General features: G+C 44.0%; 12 protein-coding genes. 5 read left to right on the top strand and 7 right to left on the bottom strand.

The window, feature by feature from the left end; genetic code table 11:
* The first annotated feature begins 10 nt into the window (after positions 1 to 10).
* Positions 11 to 814: a bifunctional metallophosphatase/5'-nucleotidase gene (locus tag BLW31_RS16070; protein WP_050544892.1), complete on the top strand. Its 804-nt coding sequence runs from the start codon at positions 11 to 13 to the stop codon at positions 812 to 814.
* Positions 811 to 3816 carry a serine hydrolase domain-containing protein gene (locus BLW31_RS16065; protein WP_010535454.1) on the top strand — a complete coding sequence of 1002 codons (3006 nt, stop codon included), beginning with the start codon at positions 811 to 813 and terminating at the stop codon, positions 3814 to 3816. The genes BLW31_RS16070 and BLW31_RS16065 overlap by 4 nt, the downstream gene beginning before the upstream one ends.
* Before the next feature lie 71 nt (positions 3817 to 3887).
* Here BLW31_RS16065 and BLW31_RS16060 read toward each other — a convergent pair whose 3' ends face one another.
* Both BLW31_RS16060 and BLW31_RS16055 read right to left on the bottom strand, forming a co-directional pair.
* On the bottom strand, positions 3888 to 4514 hold the full coding sequence (locus BLW31_RS16060; protein WP_010535453.1) for a porin family protein: 627 nt from the start codon (positions 4512 to 4514) through the stop codon (positions 3888 to 3890).
* Positions 4515 to 4529: 15 nt separating this feature from the next.
* On the bottom strand, positions 4530 to 5162 hold the full coding sequence (locus tag BLW31_RS16055) for a DUF4136 domain-containing protein (RefSeq protein WP_010535452.1): 633 nt from the start codon (positions 5160 to 5162) through the stop codon (positions 4530 to 4532).
* Between the two features lie 133 nt (positions 5163 to 5295).
* Here BLW31_RS16055 and BLW31_RS16050 point away from each other — a divergent pair, with 133 nt between their 5' ends.
* Positions 5296 to 6600, top strand: coding sequence for a S28 family serine protease (locus tag BLW31_RS16050; RefSeq protein ID WP_029425028.1), 1305 nt, complete (start codon positions 5296 to 5298; stop codon positions 6598 to 6600).
* Between the two features lie 138 nt (positions 6601 to 6738).
* Here the strand turns inward: BLW31_RS16050 and BLW31_RS16045 are convergent, their stop codons facing one another.
* Positions 6739 to 7104, bottom strand: coding sequence for a MarR family transcriptional regulator (locus tag BLW31_RS16045; protein WP_010535450.1), 366 nt, complete (start codon positions 7102 to 7104; stop codon positions 6739 to 6741).
* A 29-nt stretch (positions 7105 to 7133) separates the two neighbouring features.
* Complete coding sequence (locus BLW31_RS16040) at positions 7134 to 9608, bottom strand: FAD-dependent oxidoreductase (RefSeq protein WP_010535449.1); 2475 nt, start codon at positions 9606 to 9608, stop codon at positions 7134 to 7136.
* Positions 9609 to 9735: 127 nt separating this feature from the next.
* Between BLW31_RS16040 and BLW31_RS16035 the strand changes: the two genes are divergently transcribed.
* Complete coding sequence (locus tag BLW31_RS16035; protein WP_010535448.1) at positions 9736 to 11076, top strand: sigma-54-dependent transcriptional regulator; 1341 nt, start codon at positions 9736 to 9738, stop codon at positions 11074 to 11076.
* Between the two features lie 24 nt (positions 11077 to 11100).
* Here the strand turns inward: BLW31_RS16035 and BLW31_RS16030 are convergent, their stop codons facing one another.
* Positions 11101 to 12414, bottom strand: a complete 1314-nt coding sequence (locus tag BLW31_RS16030) for an amino acid kinase family protein (protein ID WP_029425027.1) — start codon at positions 12412 to 12414, stop codon at positions 11101 to 11103.
* Positions 12415 to 12719: 305 nt separating this feature from the next.
* On the opposite strand from BLW31_RS16030, the gene BLW31_RS16025 reads away from it, so the two are divergent.
* Entirely contained in the window at positions 12720 to 15662 is a 2943-nt protein-coding gene (locus tag BLW31_RS16025; RefSeq protein WP_010535446.1) for a discoidin domain-containing protein, read from the top strand.
* Between the two features lie 243 nt (positions 15663 to 15905).
* On the opposite strand, the gene BLW31_RS16020 is transcribed toward BLW31_RS16025, so the two are convergent.
* Complete coding sequence (locus BLW31_RS16020; RefSeq protein WP_010535445.1) at positions 15906 to 17114, bottom strand: hexokinase family protein; 1209 nt, start codon at positions 17112 to 17114, stop codon at positions 15906 to 15908.
* Between the two features lie 1274 nt (positions 17115 to 18388).
* A partial coding sequence (locus BLW31_RS24625) for a hypothetical protein (RefSeq protein WP_369678471.1) occupies positions 18389 to 18721 on the bottom strand: 333 nt, incomplete at its 5' end.

The raw sequence follows: 18721 nt of genomic DNA, 5'->3' as shown, positions 1-18721 counted from the left end.
AAAACGGCTGATGCTTTTCCTTTTTTTAATTCCTGCATTGGCAATCGCTCAAGAAACAAAAAAGATAATCATACTGCAAACCAGTGATGTGCACAGCCGGATTGAACCTATGACTCAGGAAGGTGACCGGAATTATGGTCAGGGCGGGTTTGTCCGCCGGGCCACTTTCCTGCAACAGTTCCGCAAAGAAAATCCGGATGTACTGCTATTCGACTGTGGCGATATCTCTCAAGGTACTCCTTATTACAATATGTTCAAGGGTGAAGTAGAAGTCAACCTGATGAATGAAATGGGATACGATGCGATGACAATCGGTAACCATGAGTTTGACTTCGGTCTGGACAACATGGCTCGTCTGTTTAAATTAGCCAAGTTTCCGGTAGTATGTGCCAACTATGATCTTGACGCTACCGTGCTTAAGGACTTAGTAAAGCCTTACGTCATTTTGGAACGTTTCGGATTGAAGGTCGGAGTTTTTGGATTGGGTGCGAAACCGGAAGGATTAATACAAGCTAATAAGTGCGAAGGAGTAATCTATCAAGACCCGATTGCCGTATCCAATGAAATAGCTGAGCAACTGAAAGAAGAAGGATGTGATGTTATTGTATGTCTGTCACATCTGGGCATCCAGATGGATGAGAAGTTAGTAGCCAACACCCGTAATATTGATGTCATTTTGGGCGGTCACTCACATACCTTTATGGAAGGCCCAAAAAATTACCTGAATATAGACGGGAAGAATGTCCCCGTTATGCACACTGGAAAGAATGGAATTTATGTTGGACGACTGGACTTGACCTTGAATAAAAAATGAGATTATTGACATATATACTGGTTATTCTGCTACTTCTTCCTGTCAAGGCCAAGGGAGAAGGGGCAGATACTCCTGTAGAACCTTTACTTCTTTATAAAGCTAAACAAGATGTCCGTTGTCATCAATGGGTAGACTCCATCATGAATAAGCTGACTCTTAAAGAGAAAGTCGGTCAGCTATTTATATATACGATTGCTCCGGTAGACACCAAGCGTAACCAATTACTTCTGAAGGATGCCGTCGATACCTACAAAGTCGGAGGGCTGTTATTCTCCGGTGGGAAGATGCAGACTCAGGCGGAACTGACGAATCAGGCTCAACGCATGGCTAAGCTACCGTTAATGATAACTTTTGATGGAGAATGGGGGCTGGCAATGCGTTTGCGTGGCACACCCGTTTTCCCTCGAAATATGGTACTCGGATGTATTCAGGACAATAAATTGATCTATGAATACGGGCGTGAGATGGCTCGTCAATGCGCTCAACTCGGGGTACAAGTTAATTTTGCTCCGGTAGCGGATGTAAATATCAACCCCAAGAATCCGGTGATCAATACCCGATCCTTCGGTGAAGACCCTGTGCGGGTAGCGGATAAAGTGGTAGCTTATGCTTCCGGTCTGGAAAGTGGCGGCGTGCTTTCGGTATGTAAGCACTTCCCCGGACACGGGGATACGGATGTAGACTCGCATAAGGCTCTTCCGGTACTTCCTTTCACTCGTGAACGGCTGGACAGTGTAGAACTTCATCCTTTTAAAGAAGCCATTCGTGCCGGACTGAGTGGTATGATGGTCGGACACTTGCAAGTGCCGGTTATCGAGCCGGTAGGCGGGCTTCCTTCTTCTCTGTCCCGTAATATCGTTTATGATTTGCTGACAGAAGAGTTTGCTTTCAAAGGACTGATCTTCACGGATGCACTTGCCATGAAAGGTGTTTCGGGCAATGGAAATGTCAGTCTGCAGGCACTGAAGGCGGGGAATGACATGGTGCTGGCTCCCCGTAATCTGAAGGAGGAGATAGCCGCTGTACTCGAAGCTATCGACAAAGGTGAACTGACACGGGAAGATATTGAAGAAAAATGTCGCAAGGTGCTGACCTATAAATACGTGCTGGGATTAAAAAAGAAACCTTTTATTCAGCTCTCCGGGCTGGGACAACGGATTAACACTCCCCAGACGCGTGATTTAATCCGCCGGTTGAATCTGGCTGCGATTACTGTGCTGAATAATGAAAATCATGTTCTTCCTTTGCATGCGGACAAAAAAGAAGCGATGGCATTGCTTGAAGTCGGTGACGCAGGCGAAACTGATGCCCTGGCGGAACAGTTGTCAAAATATACTTCTTTGTCGCGTTTCCGTCTTCGTCCCGGCATGACAGAAGAAACAAACCAACGGCTAAGGGATTCATTGGCTGCATATAAACGGATTATTGTAGCGGTAAGCGAGCAGAAACTATCACCCTATCAGCCGTTCTTCAGCAAGTTTACTACTGACACTCCGGTGATCTATGCTTTCTTTACGCAGGGGAAAATGATGTTGCAGATACAGCGTGCGGTTGCCCGTGCTTCGGCGGTGGTGCTGGGACATAGCCCGAATGAAGATGTACAGAAACAAGTAGCGGATGTCTTATTTGCCAAAGCCTCGGCAGATGGAAAATTATCAGCCAGTCTCGGAGAACTCTTTCAGGCAGGAGACGGTATAACGATTACTCCGAAAACTCCTTTGCACTTTATCCCGGAGGAACATGGACTTTCATCTGTCGCCCTGCAACGGATTGATTCTATTGCTTTGGACGGAGTGCGTCAGGGAGCCTATCCCGGTTGTCAGGTGATTGTGATGAAAGATGGTCACGTGATGGTAGACAAATCGTTCGGCACTCACACCGGAACGGGAAGTGCACGTGTACAGCCGACTGACATTTACGATCTGGCCTCGCTCTCCAAGACTACAGGCACGGTGCTTGCTTTAATGAAGCTTTATGATAAGGGACGCTTTAACCTGACAGACAAGATTGCAGACTATCTTCCTTTCCTTCAGCGAACTAACAAGAAAGATATCACCATTCAGGAACTCCTTTATCATCAGTCCGGTTTACCGCCCGGAATTGCTTTCTATCGGGAAGCCATCGATGAAGATAGTTATGAAGGCAGACTGTTCATGTCCCGTAAAGATGCACGGCATCCGTTGCAGTTGGGAACTTCCACATGGGTGAATCCTAATTTTGCATTTAAAAAGGAATATGTTTCAAAGGTTAAAACCGGAGATTACACCTTGCAAATCTGTGATAGTCTGTGGCTGAATCCTTCTTTCTTCAAGGAAATGGAGAAGAAGATTGTAGACGCTCCGATGAAGCCAAAGACATATCGATATAGTGATGTAGGTTTTATTCTGCTGCGGCTTTTGGTGGAGAAGCTTGCAGGCATGCCGATGGATGCTTACTTACAACGTGAATTTTACGAACCGATGGGGCTGGAACGTACGGGTTATCTGCCTTTGCGCCGTTTCCCGAAGTCGGAAATCGTTCCCTCTTCTGTCGATCGCTTCTTGCGTAAGACTACGCTTCAGGGATTTGTGCACGATGAGGCGGCTGCCTTTCAGGGTGGAGTCTCGGGAAATGCCGGATTATTCTCGAATGCACGTGAAGTGGCACAAGTCTACCAGATGTTACTGAATGGTGGTGAACTGAACGGGCAGCGTTATTTGAGCAAAGAAACCTGTCAGCTATTTACAGCGGAAGTCTCTAAAATCAGTCGTCGCGGGCTTGGATTTGACAAGCCGGATACCCGTAATCAGGAAAAGAGTCCTTGCGGAACGCATGCACCGGCGAAAGTATATGGTCATACTGGATTTACCGGGACGTGTGCCTGGGTAGACCCTGATAATAGATTGGTATATGTATTTCTGAGCAACCGGATTTATCCGGATGTTACGAACCGGAAATTAAGCCGTCTGGAGATTCGCGAACAGATACAGGATGCAATCTATGATGCCATTCAAAACAAATAAAAAGTGAAGAGCCCCTCTGCCGAAACAGAAGGGCTCTTGCTTATTAATGTAAAATCAAGTAGTTGCTCGGGTTAGAATGAAACACCTACGCGGAAACCGAAGTTGTTCAGTCCGTCTACACTGTAGTGCAGTACATCAGCTTTATTGGTACCATAGCTGTAGTACAGAGCAAAGTGCAGACCCGGTCCGTAAACCCAAGGGAATACATTGACACCTACTTCAGGAGAAGCGTAGAATCCCCAGCTGTTTTCTCTGGCTTCCAGCATGTTGAAGTTGGAACGGATTTTAGCATATTCAGCACCTAATTTAGCACTGACATAAGGTTGTACAGATCCACCACGATTCCACTGGTAGCGGGCAGCGGCACCGAAAGGCAACTGGAACATAGTGTGTTGCTGATCGGTAGTAACGTCACCTGCACCCAATTTGAATGTTTCACGAGGAATATATTCATGGTTGCTGTGATAGTTCAGGAAAAGACCCAGACCCAAGTTGGGAGTGACGAAATAACCACCTTCAAAGTTCATACCCCAACCGCTGGCTTTGTCTGCGAAATTGTTGCTCAATGGAACATTGAACTGCCAGTCTATATTAGCATATCCATTGTCTGATAGCTGTGCCTTAGCCGGCATGGCAAAGGCGATGGCAATGGCTGCTAACGCCACTACCTTGAAATATATATTCTTTCTTGTTTTCATAACAGTTGTAGTTGTTTATTTGTTAGTAAGATAAGGTGACTGAGTGAATGATTGGTTCACTGCTTCAATGGCAAGAGTGCGGTTGATAGCTTTAGAGCCTGTTTCAAATCCAGTCAGATAGCTTGTCCAGATTACAGGAAGTTTTTTGCCTTCACCTTCATCTGCTTTCAGGTTCACCATTTCTGTAATGAATGAGTTGGTACTATAACTGTAAGTCACAGCATACGGGTAGTACCATCCACCCCAGTTACCCCAGTAGCTAGCTCCCCAGTATCCGGGATATCCCCACCACCATTCAGGTTGAGTGTAGCCGGTGAAATAATAAGTACTTGCGATGTAGCTTACCTGAATACCAAGATCGGCACTTTCTTTATCGGCAGCCGGTTGATAACCTTTTGCTTCCATATTTTCTGTATAAGCAGCCAGAATTTGCTCAGCGCCTTCTCCTTCGAGATATTCCGGTTCTTTGCTGTCAGAGATAACCAAGATTTTGTCAGCCAGGTAGAATGTGCTGAAGTCTTTGAAGTTGGCTTGCTTGTCGTAGTTAGTGTATACCAGATAGTTGTCATCCAGCTTACCCATGTCCGGGTCTTTTTCGCAAGAAGCGAGTGCAAAGACCGCCAATAAAATAGGAATTAATTTCTTCATATCTTTTATAATGTTTAGGTTATATAAAAATCACGCCCTGGTACCTTGGGGCTTTTGTTACAAACAACAAGAAATGTGTAAAAAGGTTCGTGCAAATGATTATCTTTGCGAGAAAATTAACACTCAAATGCTTATGAAACATATTCGGATGCCTCTTTTCGTATGGTTCTCTATCGTGCTGCTGATCGCAGTTGCGCCTATCTCGTTGTCGGCACAGGAATCGTTTATTCAGAAGATCGAAAAAAATAATTCCGTCAGCGGAATAAAGTCTCTCGATACGAGCCGGTTCCCCGAAAAGTATGTAATGTACCTCACTCAACCGCTGGATCATCGGCATCCCGAAAAGGGAAGTTTCCGTCAGCGGGTGATTGTAGGGCATGTCGGTTATGACCGTCCCACAGTGATTGTTACCGAAGGATATGGGGCGGCGTATGCTCTGCGCCCCACTTACCGGGAAGAACTTTCAGACTTGTTCGATGCGAATATGATCTTTGTAGAGCACCGCTACTTTCTCGAATCCACTCCCGAACCATGCGACTGGCAATATCTGACAGCTGCGAATTCTGCCGAAGATTTGCATGCCGTGAGGGAAACCTTCAAGGCCTTGTATCCGGGCAAATGGATCAGTACGGGGATCAGTAAAGGCGGGCAGACTTCCTTATTATATCGTGCTTTCTTTCCCGATGATGTGGATGTTTCCGTGCCTTATGTGGCCCCTCTCTGCTATGCCCGCGAAGACGGGCGGCACGAACCTTTTCTTCGCCGGGCAGGTACGGAAGCCGATAGGAAAAAAATAGAAGATTTCCAGTTGGAAGTATTGAAACGAAAGGCCCGTTTGTTACCCCGTTTTGAAAAAATATGTGCTGAAAAGAACTATACATTCCGGGCTCCTTTAGAAGAGATTTACGATTTCTGTGTGCTGGAATACTCTTTTTCTATCTGGCAATGGGGAACGGACATTCATAGTATCCCCGAAATATCCGCTTCTGATGATATACTTCTGGATCATTTGCTGGCAATCAGCGGCCCTTCTTATTTTATAGCAGACAGTCCGACTCTTTCTTTCTTCGTGCAGGCTGCCCGTGAATTAGGGTATTATGGATATGACATCAGTCCCTTTAAGCCTTACCTTTCTATAAAGACCAGTAAGGATTATCTGCGCCGGCTGATGCTGCCGGAAGACCTGAAGAATATGAAATTCGATAAAACACTGAGCAAACAGATTGTACGGTTTCTGAAGAAGAACGATCCGAAGATGATTTTCATCTATGGCCAGAATGATCCTTGGACGGCTGCCGGAGTGACTTGGCTGAAGGATAAAAAGAATATTCATGTTTTTGTAGAGCCGGGAGGCAGTCATCTGGCACGCATCGGTACGATGCCCGAAGATCAGAAACAAAAAGTGATGTCACTTCTTAAAGGATGGCTTGAAGAATAAGGATACGCGCGTATATCCGATAAGAGTAATACGCGGTAATGGATAAATAAGAAACGGTGAACAACCTGTAACATAACTATAGAGGGTTCACCGTTTTATTATTTAGCGAGTCGATATTTAAAGTATCCGACTGCCTGATTAATCTGTCGATTCGAACAGTGGTTTCAGTAATTCCGGTATTTCCACTTTTTCGAGTTCTAATTCTCCGACTAGCTTTTTACCGTTCTGACTGAGATGGAATTGCATCAATCTTCGGTCTACTTCTCCGAGAGTTCTGACGATCAGTTCTTTTTCTTCCAGAATCCGGAGCATTTTTGAAGCGTGTGAGGGTGTCAGTTCCGTCCGTTTAGACAGGCTTGTAGCTGTCATATTCTTTGGCGAGGCTTCTTGCAGGGCACATAGGATCATCGCTTCATTTAAGGATATCTTATATACTTTTTCAAATGAATCTTCAAATCTTGCCATTGCTTTGAATACATCGCGCATTACACATATTGTTTTCATATACTGCTTGTTCTTTTTGTTTGTTCTTTTTATATAAACAGATTGATATTTGCATTATCGGCCCGTTCCATGTATGTTGCCACTCCACCTATTGTCACTTCATCCAGAAGTTCTTCCTGTTTTACTCCCATGACATCCATAGACATTTGGCAGGCGATAAATTCTACACCGTTCTCAAGAGCCTGCTGGCGTAAAGACTCCAGCGAGTCAATTCCTTTCCGGTTCATGATGTACCGCATCATTTTTCCTCCTATTCCTCCCATGCTCATTTTAGAGAGTTTCAGTTTTCGGGAGCTGGAAGGCAGCATCATTCCGAACATTTTTCCGAAGATATCTTTTTCTACGTTCGGCTTGTGCAGTTTCTTGATAACATTCAGTCCCCAGAAAGTGAAAAAGATCGTTACCTTCTGTCCGGTGGCAGCTGCTCCATTGGCGAGTACAAAGGTAGCTAAAGCTTTGTCTAAATCATCACTGAACATGATAAAAGTTTTCCCTTTGCCTTCACAGGAAGTAACAATGTTGCAGGATTTAGGTTCGCCTTTTTCTATCACGACCACAGATTTTCCTCCTGTCGCCTCTTTGGAGATCAATTGATTTCCTGTCGAATTACACCATGCGGCGGCATCACGAGGAAATCCCGGATCGGTTGAGGTGATTTCTACCCGGTCTCCTGAAGCCAGCGTGTCCATCGTCTTTTTCATTTTCAGAATCGGACCCGGACATTGCAGTCCGCAGGCATCTACACGGATTGTTTTCACGGCTTCGACAGGCGATACGGTAGGAGTTGGCTGTTGTATGCTTGCCTTCGGCTGTGCAGGTGCTTCCTTTATTTCGTTGTCATTATCTTCCCTCAGGATGATAGGTGCTGTGGCAGCACGGTATGTTTTCAATCCTCCGGAAAGGTTGCGTACTTTTTCAAATCCGTGTTGTATCAGGATACGATAGGCAAGATATCCTCTGAGGCCGACAGCACAGAATGTATAAATCATCTTGTCTTTCGGCAGTTCGTCCAGCCGGTCGCGTAGTTCGTCCAGGGGAATGTTCACTGCACCCGGCAGTGTGTTGAGCGAGAATTCGTCGTGAGTACGTACATCCAGCAAGAAATTGTTTTCCAGTTCGATATCCCTTAGCTGTCTCCAATAGACGGGTTGTACTTTCCCTGTGATGATGTTTTCGGCTACATATCCTGCAACGGCTACCGGATCTTTGGCTGAAGAAAATGGAGGAGCATAAGCCTGCTCTACTTTCATCAGGTCATAGACCGTACCTTCATGCTTGATGACGAGTGCGATTTCGTCAATTCGTTTGTCTACACCGTCATAGCCGACAATCTGTCCGCCGTACAGTTTGCCTGTCTTCGGATCGAAAGTGATTTTGATACTCATCGGCATGGCATCCGGATAATATCCTGCGTGAGAGGCCGGATGAATGGTGGAAGACATATAATTGATTTCTGCCTGCCGCAATCGCTTGCCGGGGAGGCCGGTAGAGGCAACCGTCATATCGAACACTTTGGCGATAGAAGTCCCGATGGCTCCTTCATAGGGGATGTGTGCTCCCAGAATATTGTCTGCTACAATTCGCCCCTGACGGTTGGCAGGGCCGGCAAGGTAGTTAAGCCACGGTTTTCCGGTGATCGGATGGCGGAATTCGATTGCGTCACCGATGGCGTAAATCGATTCGTCCGAAGTTTGCAGATAGTCGTTGACGGCAATTCCTCCTGCTTCGCCGATTGTTAGCTCTGCTGCACGTGCCAATGTCGTTTCCGGGCGAACGCCGATGGAAAGGATGACAATGTCGGCAGAGATAGACTCTCCGTTCTTAAAGATCACTTTCAGTTCTTTTCCGTCTCTTTCGAAGGATGCCACAGCCTGTTCCAGATACAGGTTCACTCCTTTGTCCATCAAATGTTGGTGTACAAGAGATGCCATCGAGAAGTCGATGGGGGCCATCACCTGATTTCCCATTTCCACAATAGAAACTTTTGCTCCTTGCGCGTGCAGGTTCTCTGCCATTTCCAGCCCGATAAATCCGGCTCCGATGACAACAGCCTTTCGGGGAGCATGGCTGTTGATATATTCTTTGATTCGGTCTGTGTCTGTAACGTTTCTCAGTGTGAAGATTCCGTTCAGGTCGATACCCGGCAGGGGAGGTCTTACAGGAGAAGCTCCGGTTGATATCAGTAATTTGTCGTAGCTTTCTTCGTACGAGTCTTCACTGCTTTGTCTCACTGTCACTGTCTTTCTCTTCCGGTCGATGAAGATGACTTCATTTTCAGTTCTGACATCTACACGGAAGCGCGTAGAAAATGCTTCGGGTGTTTGTACAAACAACTTTTCCCGTTCTTCAATCACACCTCCTATATAATAGGGCAGCCCACAATTGGCATAAGAGATATACTTCCCTTTTTCTAAAAGGATAATTTCAGCTGTTTCATTTGTGCGTCTGATCCGGGCAGCAGTGGTAGCTCCTCCGGCAACGCCTCCAATAATAATTATCTTCATAATTTTATCACGTAAATAGTTTCCTATGGAAATAACAATAAAGTGGAGAGAATTGTTCTCGGATCATAGAAAAAAGACTTATATTTGCGCACCCTGTTTGTCTTTCTTCATTTTTTATAAATTAATTATGAGTAAAATTCTTATCATTGACGATGAGGTTCAGATTCGTAGCCTATTGGCTCGTATGCTCGAACTGGAGGGCTATGAGGTATGTCAGGCGGGTGATTGCAAGGCAGCTATCAGACAGTTGGAAATTCAACAGCCGGATGTGGCTTTGTGTGATGTCTTTCTTCCCGATGGAAATGGAGTCGACCTGGTCTTGAATATTAAAAAGACAGCCCCGAATGTAGAGGTTATTCTTCTTACTGCTCACGGTAATATACCCGACGGGGTGCAGGCAATCAAAAACGGTGCATTCGATTATATCACGAAAGGAGACGATAATAATAAGATCATTCCTTTGATCAGCCGTGCCGTCGAAAAGGCGAAGATGAATGTACGGTTGGAGAAACTGGAAAAGAAAGTCAGCCAGCTATATTCTTTTGATTCCATTCTGGGAGAATCGAAAGTACTGAAAGAGGCTGTTATGCTGGCACAGAAAGTATCGGTGACTGATGTTCCGGTTTTATTGACCGGGGAGACGGGAACCGGAAAAGAAGTATTTGCTCAGGCTATACATTATAATAGTAAGCGGAATAAGCAGAACTTTGTTGCCGTGAACTGTTCGTCTTTTAGCAAGGAACTGCTGGAGAGTGAAATGTTCGGGCATAAAGCAGGATCATTCACTGGAGCTTTGAAAGATAAAAAAGGACTGTTCGAAGAAGCTAATAATGGAACCATCTTCTTGGATGAAATCGGTGAAATGGCTTTTGAACTGCAAGCCAAGTTATTGCGTATCCTCGAAACCGGCGAATATATAAAGATAGGAGATACGAAACCTACCCGGGTGAACGTGCGCATCATAGCTGCTACCAACCGTAACCTGGCAGAGGAAATCAAAGCGGGACGTTTCCGTGAGGATTTATTTTATCGGCTTTCCGTATTCCAGGTACATCTTCCGGCTCTCCGTGAGCGTACCGGTGATATAAGAATCCTTGCTACTGCTTTTGCCAAGAGCTTTTCTGAAAAACTGTCGTATGCAATCAGCGAAATGACTCCGGCTTTTCTGCAAGCACTGGAGCAACAACCGTGGAAGGGCAATATCCGCGAATTGAGGAACGTAATTGAACGCAGCCTGATTGTTTGTGAAGGTGGACGTCTGGATGTGTGTGACTTGCCTCTTGAAATTCAGAATACTCATTATGAATGTTCGGACGATAGCATGGGCAGTTTTGAACTGGCTGCAATGGAGCGAAGGCACATTGCCCGTGTTTTGGAATATACAAAAGGCAATAAGACCGAAGCTGCCCGTTTGTTGAAGATAGGTCTCACTACTTTATATCGTAAGATCGAGGAGTATAAGATCTGACAAAGTGGGATGTCTGGATTGAAGTCAGGTAGCAAACTCGTTCTCAAAGAAATGGGCGGCCAGCAAACTGATAAGTCTGTTTTTATCCGTGGTATGTACAGATAAGGTGAAGCACTGGTCACTTCCTCCATAAGAAATCTGTGAAATGGGGATATCCTTGATAGTGTTCATTATATGACTTTCTACTTGGGTACGCTGCCAATGGAGCGAACCAATGATATGTATCACAGACATATTTTCGTCAATAACCATTTCGGCATACTTGTGGAGCTCTTTTTGCACAATCCGCAAAGTGTCAGGGCTGGCTGATATCACCATAGAAATGGATACATTCGATGATGCCATTGAAATGACATTGATCTTATATTTGTTGATTACTTCCAGCAATTTGCCCACTAGTAAATATCCGGGGAGGACATTCAATGATGTAAAACGTACAAATGTGACAGAATCCTGAAAAAGTATTGCTTTGACGCTGTTGCCCGTGTCGTGGGATGAGATATAAAGCCGTTCCGTTGTCAGGTCATGAGTGTCCGTCAGCCGGATAGTTATATTGGAATGTGCCGCTAAGCTGATGCAGTCGGCATAGAGCAAGTATACTCCGCTGTTGATCAGTTGTTCGGCCTCTGTATATGTCAGTGAGTGCTGTTCTCTCCGGCTGTTACGGTTTGCATAGATATGGTTGATCTGGGTAGATAAGAGCAGTTCGTCTGCTCCGAATGCGGTGGCGAGTACTGTGGCGTAGTAGTCGTTACGTTTTTCATTCATGAAATCTGTTTCGCCATATACATTTTTACAGAGGGAAAGTGGAGCGATGAAAATATCGGCATCCCGTTTTTCGCTGATGTACTGTTGAACAGACTCCTTGATATATGGAATATCCGGTTTCCTTTCGAGGTTGATTTGCATGAACTTTCCGGTATCCAGAGTTTGTGCACGAAGCCCTTGCTGACGTAGGCAGCAGGCAAATAATTCATTGGACAGTCCGTATACTTCGGCTTTTATTATTTTGTCGGTCAGTAAGTCTGCCTTATCTTCCACCAAGACCTGTATCTTTTCTATGCATTTCTCAATTTGGACTTTCATGTCTTGATTCAGTTTCCGGTCTGAAATGAGACGGTCGGTCAGAGTACGGCAATATTCCTCAATGGCATTAACTATCGTATGAGACGTTTCATCTTCTTCATGAAACCAACTGACGGAAATAGCCTGTAACCATTCCTGCAATTGTGTCAATACAGGAATGACGGCTACGTAAGGATGCTCTTTCTGTATGCAACCGATTACTTGCTTGACTTCATCCTCATTATTCATTCTTTCAAATTTGCAAACTTTCATTGTCATCTGATAATTTATGGGTTCTTACTCTTTTCAAAATGATATGCTTTTTTCAAAAAGGAGAGGTGTGCAAAGCTTAACCTATTCCTCTGAATCTTATTATATCATTAACAATCATATTGTTAGCTTCGGTGCCTGTACTTTTAAGACAGCTCCTTACTATAAGTAATCTGCTAATACCATACCACATACAGAGGATTCGTGAGTCTATAATCAACTTTCTTTTTTTAGTAGTATTTGAGTGTTCAATCGTCCTAATACTAATTGTTTATTAGTAAAAGAAGAAATATTAATCATAGAAGAGCATGAATATTTGGAAGATTACACTGATACTTACATTACTGTTATCAAGTATCACGTCTCAAGCGCAAAAGGAAAAAATATCATTGAATAGCGAAGGAAATCTGGCTGTCTGGAGAGTGAAGGCACAGGCGGAAGTTACCGATCCTTCGTTGATTATGTCCGTCCGGTATAATACGGAAGGCTGGGTGAAGGCAACGGTGCCGGGAACTGTTTTCGGTTCGTACGTTTCGGAAGGGTTGGAGCCCGATCCGAATTTTGGTGATAATGCGTATACGATAGATAAATCGAAGTACGACCGCAATTTTTGGTATCGCACAGAATTTCTTTCTCCCAAAGTGGAAACCGGAGAAAAAGTCTGGCTGAATTTTGAAGGAGTGAACCGCAAGGGAGAAATATTCTTCAATGGAACACGCCTGGGGTTGCTTGATGGTTTTATGCACAGAGGAAACTTTGATGTAACGGACTTATTGTCAAAAGAAGGCAAGAATGTACTGGCCGTTCTTGTACATTGGGTTGGAACGCCGGTTCCCAACTATGCAAGTCCTACTTACGTTTCGTGTGCAGGCTGGGACTGGATGCCTTATGTACCGGGACTTTTAAGTGGCATAACCGATGATGTCTATTTGACTAAGACCCGTGAAGTGTCCATGATCGATCCATGGATACGTTCGAAGGTGCCTTCCAGGGACGAAGCGACCTTAAGCCTGCAGCTGGAACTGAGAAATAATACAGCGGTCGATCAGAAAGGAATACTGAAAGGAGTGATCCGGCCCGGTAACATTGAGTTTTCGGAAGAAATGGAAATTGAAGCGGGCAAGCAACGTGACTTCTTGCTCGATAACACGAAATTGAAGCAACTGGTAGTCCGTAACCCTGCCTTGTGGTGGCCTAACGGCTACGGTGAACCGAATCTCTATACGTGTGAGCTGACATACTCTGTCGGTGGAAAAGTCTCAGACAGACAGCTGCTTACATTCGGTATAAGGGAATATGGTTATGAAATGGTGGATGGCATACTTCATCTCAAAATAAATGGTGAACCTGTATATCTTAAAGGTGGCAACTGGGGAATGAGTGAATATATGTTACGCTGTCGGGGGGAAGAATATGATTTGAAAGTGAAGCTTCATCAGGAGATGAATTTCAATATGATACGGAATTGGATAGGTTCTGTTACTGATGACGAGTTTTATCAGGCCTGCGATAAATATGGTATCATGGTTTGGGATGATTTCTGGCTGAATTCAAACTCCAATCTCCCTGATGACGTCTTTGCCTTCAATATGAATGCTGTTGAAAAGATAAAGCGTTTACGCAATCACGCCTGCATTGCTGTGTGGTGCGGAGATAATGAGGGTTATCCGTTACCCCCACTCAATAAATGGCTGGAAGAAGATGTGAATGTTTACGATGGAGGGGATAGGGCATACCATGCCAATTCGCACAGCGATGGGCTTTCCGGTAGCGGCCCCTGGATGAATTCTCATCCTAACTGGTATTTTACGAAAGCTCCTTATGGGTATGGTGCTAATATCACCCGAGGGTGGGGACTTCGTACGGAAATTGGTACGGCAGTTTTCACTACTTTCGAAAGCTTCAAGAAATTTATTCCCGAAAAGAACTGGTGGCCGCGCAATGAAATGTGGAATAAACATTTCTTTGGTAACTCCGGAGGTAATGCGGGACCTGACAAATATTTCTCTACGGTGGAGTATAATTATGGAAAAGCTAAGGGAATCGAAGATTTCTGTCGGAAAGCCCAGTTGGTGAATGTAGAAGTGAACAAGGCGATGTACGAAGGTTTCCAGCATCATATATGGGACGATGCATCCGGCATCCTGACTTGGATGGGACAGTCGGCTTATCCTTCTTTGGTGTGGCAGACCTATGATTATTATTATGATCTGACAGGAGCTTACTGGGGAATTAAGAAGGCGTGCGAACCTGTTCACATCCAGTGGAGCTATGCTGATAATAGTGTGAAGGTTATTAATACTACTTTACAAGATTTGCAGGGACTGAAAGCAACCGCCAGAGTCTACAATCTGGATGGGAAAGAAATGGGACGTTACACTCAGAATGTCACATTGAATGCAGCTGCCAATAAGGATTCTTATTGTTTCCATCTGAATTTTACTACGGACAATCTTGCTTTTGGTAAAAAAGCGTTTGCTTCTTCCGTCTCTAAAGATGCCGGTGAGCCCGGGGCCGCTATTGATGCCAGTGACGGCAGTCGCTGGGCGAGTGAGCCTCGTGATGATGAATGGATTTATGTAGATTTGGGCGAACCTGCGGAAATAGCCACCATTGCGTTGAACTGGGAAGCAGCTCATGCCAAGTCCTATAAACTGTTGATCTCTGATGATGCGGCGCATTGGAAGGAAATTTATTCCAATGAAGATTGTAAAGGCGGACTGGAAGAAATAAAGATAAAGCCTGTACGTACTCGCTATGTAAAAATGCAGGGAGTGAAATGCGCTACTATGTGGGGGTATTCACTCTATGAATTTGAACTGTATGGCAAGAAAAAGAAACCGACGGATTTGTCTCCGGTTCATTTTATAAAACTGGAATTGAACGATGCGAATGGAAATCTGCTTTCTGACAACTTCTATTGGCGTTCCAACAAGCCGGGCGACTATAAAGCATTGAATACTTTATCAAAAGCGAAGCTGAATGTGACATCTCAGCTAGTGAACCGGACGGATCATGGAGACAAGAAAGTGATAAAAGCTACGATTAAGAATGTAGGTCCATCAGTCGCTTTTGCTGTTCACGTGCAGGCCGTCCGTTCGTCAGACGGAGAACGTATATTACCTGCGCTGATGAATGATAATTATTTTACATTGCTGAAAGGTGAGTCTAAAGATATTGAAATCGAATTTGATTCGGAATTGTTGCCTGACGACAATTATCGTTTAAGCGTTATTCCATATAATAAATAGTGCCGGGCAGATAAGGGGCAAAATGAATATTGGCTTGCTAATAGACCTAATTTGGGCACAGATTATGCGGATTTCACAGTTCCAAGAGATTATATATACTACTGGAAACCGTGTTAATCCGCATAATTCGTACCCCAAATAATGATACAGACATATTGATCCCCTTATTGCGAGTCCCGGTCTCACTTTCCTGTCGATTTCAGCACATGCATATACGATGTGAAGCAAACGATGCCAGGGGCATTAGGATAATGCTGCAATTCCAGTTCCTATCAGGTTCGCGTTATTCATGCTTTTGATATCCACTTCGACATCTTCCAGGTTGAACAGCTTGAAAAGTTCCCTTAATTTCTCCATAACAAGAATGTTATAGTTTTTATCTTTCCTGTTTTCACTCCAGAAAAGGCTGCCTTCGGCTACCAGACAAACTTTTCGCATGTCTTTATTGTACGATTTCAGCAGCATGACAAGTCCTGTAAGTGAGGCGGCAACCAATTGTGCAGATCTGCCATATATCCATTGTGCCACCTGCACATATACATCTTTGTATATATCCGGATAGTTCATAATGGAAGTCAGTTTCTGAGCATCGAATTTCTCTTCGAACTCTTCCAGTGGAAAAGCCGTTTTCAAAATGTCTCCCAAGTACATGCCGGATACCGCTTTCTCAAAGCGTTGCTTTCCCGGGTTACCGGAGATTGCATCGACGGTGTCATCTACTGCAGTGAGGAAGGGTGGATGGAAATTGCCTGATTCCAGATTTACCGGTATCATCCCCTGTGCGTTGTATGCCGGATTTAGTTTTTGTATTTTATCAGCAGGGATAAAAGTAGCCATATTGGTTCCTGTCCCTACGATGAGGCCGATGTATGCATCGTAACTGCTGTCCGTGAGACCGGCGAATAGACTGGCTATAGTATCGTTGAGTACTTTGATATCTGTAAACTTGATCTTATTTCTTTCATTCAGATAGTCAAGCAAAGGTTTTCCGATAAATTCTCCGATCATTTCTTTTATATCTACCCCTTTGGTCCAACGCAACAGTTTGGCGTCTCCACCCGGTACAGATTCGGCTGGATAGGAAAAACAATAACCGATGGGTATTTCTTCCTCACGCTTTATTCCTACAATCATGTCGGCCAGTTCTTTGAATAACTCTTCGCGGGTATATCCGGCAGACTTCATGATTGACATATCTTTCTTCCAGCCATTATTCGGATGAACGGTAGGGGCTGCTTTATTGAAATCTACGATTGCCACTCGATAATTGGTTCCTCCCAGGTCGAGTACCAGTGATTTACCATTGATATGAGTTGTTTGGGGAGTAATGAAAGTCGGAATACATTGTATCTCTGCATTTTCTGTCTTTAACCCTTCTTCTATTTTATCACGAAATGAGCATGCAATCACTTTGAGCTGTTCATTATCTAACTTAAAAATGTTTTTTTCCATGACATTGACTTTTTATTGTATAATATATCCTTGTCTTTGAATAACAACTGGAGGTGGATTTTGCTCGGAGATGCTCAATCTTTATTTGGCTGCATCTGATTCAGCCTCCTATTGATTTAGTATAGATTTTGCTCCCATGCTCTCACTATCTGTCTGTATCCCTTTATTCATCGTTGTTACAGCTGTGATAGCAGCTGTGGTAGCAAGTGTGGTAGCAGGCATTTGCTCTCACTCTATATTCATGCTTTAATACACATTTTTCTTGATGCTATAGTTTCGTATTCAGTATGTTAACCTCTTATCTGTCAACTATTAATAATTGACGTTCCATCTGTTAATAATTGATATATCAGGTATTAAGATCTGATACTTCCTCTATTATTGTGTGATAAATGCTTTTTTCGCTTATATCCATACTCCTGTTTTTTCTAAGAGAACAGGTTAATCGGGACATTGTTATGGTCGGGTTGATTGAATCGTGCGTTCATTTCACTCCAATCATGCGTTCCTCCTTATCCACTCATGCGGTCCTCTGCTCCCGTCTCCGGTTGTTTCCTGAAGTTTCTTGCCTCTTGAAACTCCAGTTCCAGATGGTTTGAAACTTTAGTTTCCCCTGCTTGAAACTAGAGTTTCTCCTATATGAAACCTTTGTTTTCCCCGCATGAAACTAATCCCTTGCCTGCATCCCCGTATTTCTTTATCGCTATCAGTATACTTTCGGAGTTTCTTCTTTTCCTTTCAGCCGCCACTTTCCCATGAACGTCCCTTGTCTGTCTGCGATAATCTGTTCCCCAAAAAGTGACAATACCCTCACATGCTTTTCCTATTGTCACCCTGTTATCACCTCTATTATCACCTTGTTGTCACTCTTAATCCATTGATAAATAACTGTTTGACTTGAAAAGTGACAAGTGACAATAGAAAAACCCTTTTCCATGAGAGTTTCTTCTCCGCTTTTAGTCCATCCATACTGTCTTCATGAATGACTCACCGCTATCCTTCCCTTCCTTCCTGTTGAAATCTGTTCCCTTCGCGCCCGCATCCGCGTGTGTGAATATAATAAGGTGTGTCCCTTTCCCCCTTTCTGCCATCCCCGGTAAATTTATGTTCTACAACATCCTTCTGAATCAGCCCCTTAGCATGGATATCCAAAAATAATTCAAAAAAACAGTCCGATAATTTTGGAGCATAAGCTGAAAGCTACTACTTTTGCACCCGCTTTCCAAGAGAAGAAAGCCTTGATAAGTTGACTTAGTGTAAAAGCGTACGGCAGCTTAAAATAAGAACAAAAAAACTTCCGGAAAGTTTTGGATGTTATTGAATAAAGTTCTTATCTTTGCAGTCCGATTCGCAAAGAAACGCGGTTTGTTTTTCTTCTTTACCTTCTTTCCCTTTCGCAAGAGAGCCTGAGAAACGATATAAAAAGAAAAATTAAAAAAAACTTCCGAAAACGTTTGGCAGTTAAAATAAAATCCCTTACCTTTGCACCCGCTTTTGAAACGAAAGCAACCAAGTTCTTTGAAATATTGATAAACAATACAAGTAGTACAAGAAAAAATAGAACCGTCAATGCTTGTTGGATGCATAGCAGTATGTATCTGATGACA

The organism is Bacteroides faecis MAJ27 (assembly GCF_900106755.1).
Taxonomy (GTDB): Bacteria; Bacteroidota; Bacteroidia; order Bacteroidales; family Bacteroidaceae; genus Bacteroides; species Bacteroides faecis.
The sequence above is the reverse complement of the archived record's forward strand: the minus strand, read 5'-3'. Positions and strand labels throughout refer to the sequence as shown.

Excerpts from the sequence above, each read along its gene's own strand:
- BLW31_RS16050 (WP_029425028.1), top strand. The coding sequence starts at position 5,296 with ATGAAACATATTCGGATGCCTCTTTTCGTATGGTTCTCTATCGTGCTG.
- BLW31_RS16065 (WP_010535454.1), top strand. The coding sequence starts at position 811 with ATGAGATTATTGACATATATACTGGTTATTCTGCTACTTCTTCCTGTC.
- BLW31_RS16030 (WP_029425027.1), bottom strand. The coding sequence starts at position 12,414 with ATGAAAGTTTGCAAATTTGAAAGAATGAATAATGAGGATGAAGTCAAG.
- BLW31_RS16055 (WP_010535452.1), bottom strand. The coding sequence starts at position 5,162 with ATGAAGAAATTAATTCCTATTTTATTGGCGGTCTTTGCACTCGCTTCT.
- BLW31_RS16060 (WP_010535453.1), bottom strand. The coding sequence starts at position 4,514 with ATGAAAACAAGAAAGAATATATATTTCAAGGTAGTGGCGTTAGCAGCC.
- BLW31_RS16045 (WP_010535450.1), bottom strand. The coding sequence starts at position 7,104 with ATGAAAACAATATGTGTAATGCGCGATGTATTCAAAGCAATGGCAAGA.
- BLW31_RS16070 (WP_050544892.1), top strand. The coding sequence starts at position 11 with ATGCTTTTCCTTTTTTTAATTCCTGCATTGGCAATCGCTCAAGAAACA.
- BLW31_RS16040 (WP_010535449.1), bottom strand. The coding sequence starts at position 9,608 with ATGAAGATAATTATTATTGGAGGCGTTGCCGGAGGAGCTACCACTGCT.
- BLW31_RS16035 (WP_010535448.1), top strand. The coding sequence starts at position 9,736 with ATGAGTAAAATTCTTATCATTGACGATGAGGTTCAGATTCGTAGCCTA.
- BLW31_RS16025 (WP_010535446.1), top strand. The coding sequence starts at position 12,720 with ATGAATATTTGGAAGATTACACTGATACTTACATTACTGTTATCAAGT.
- BLW31_RS16020 (WP_010535445.1), bottom strand. The coding sequence starts at position 17,114 with ATGGAAAAAAACATTTTTAAGTTAGATAATGAACAGCTCAAAGTGATT.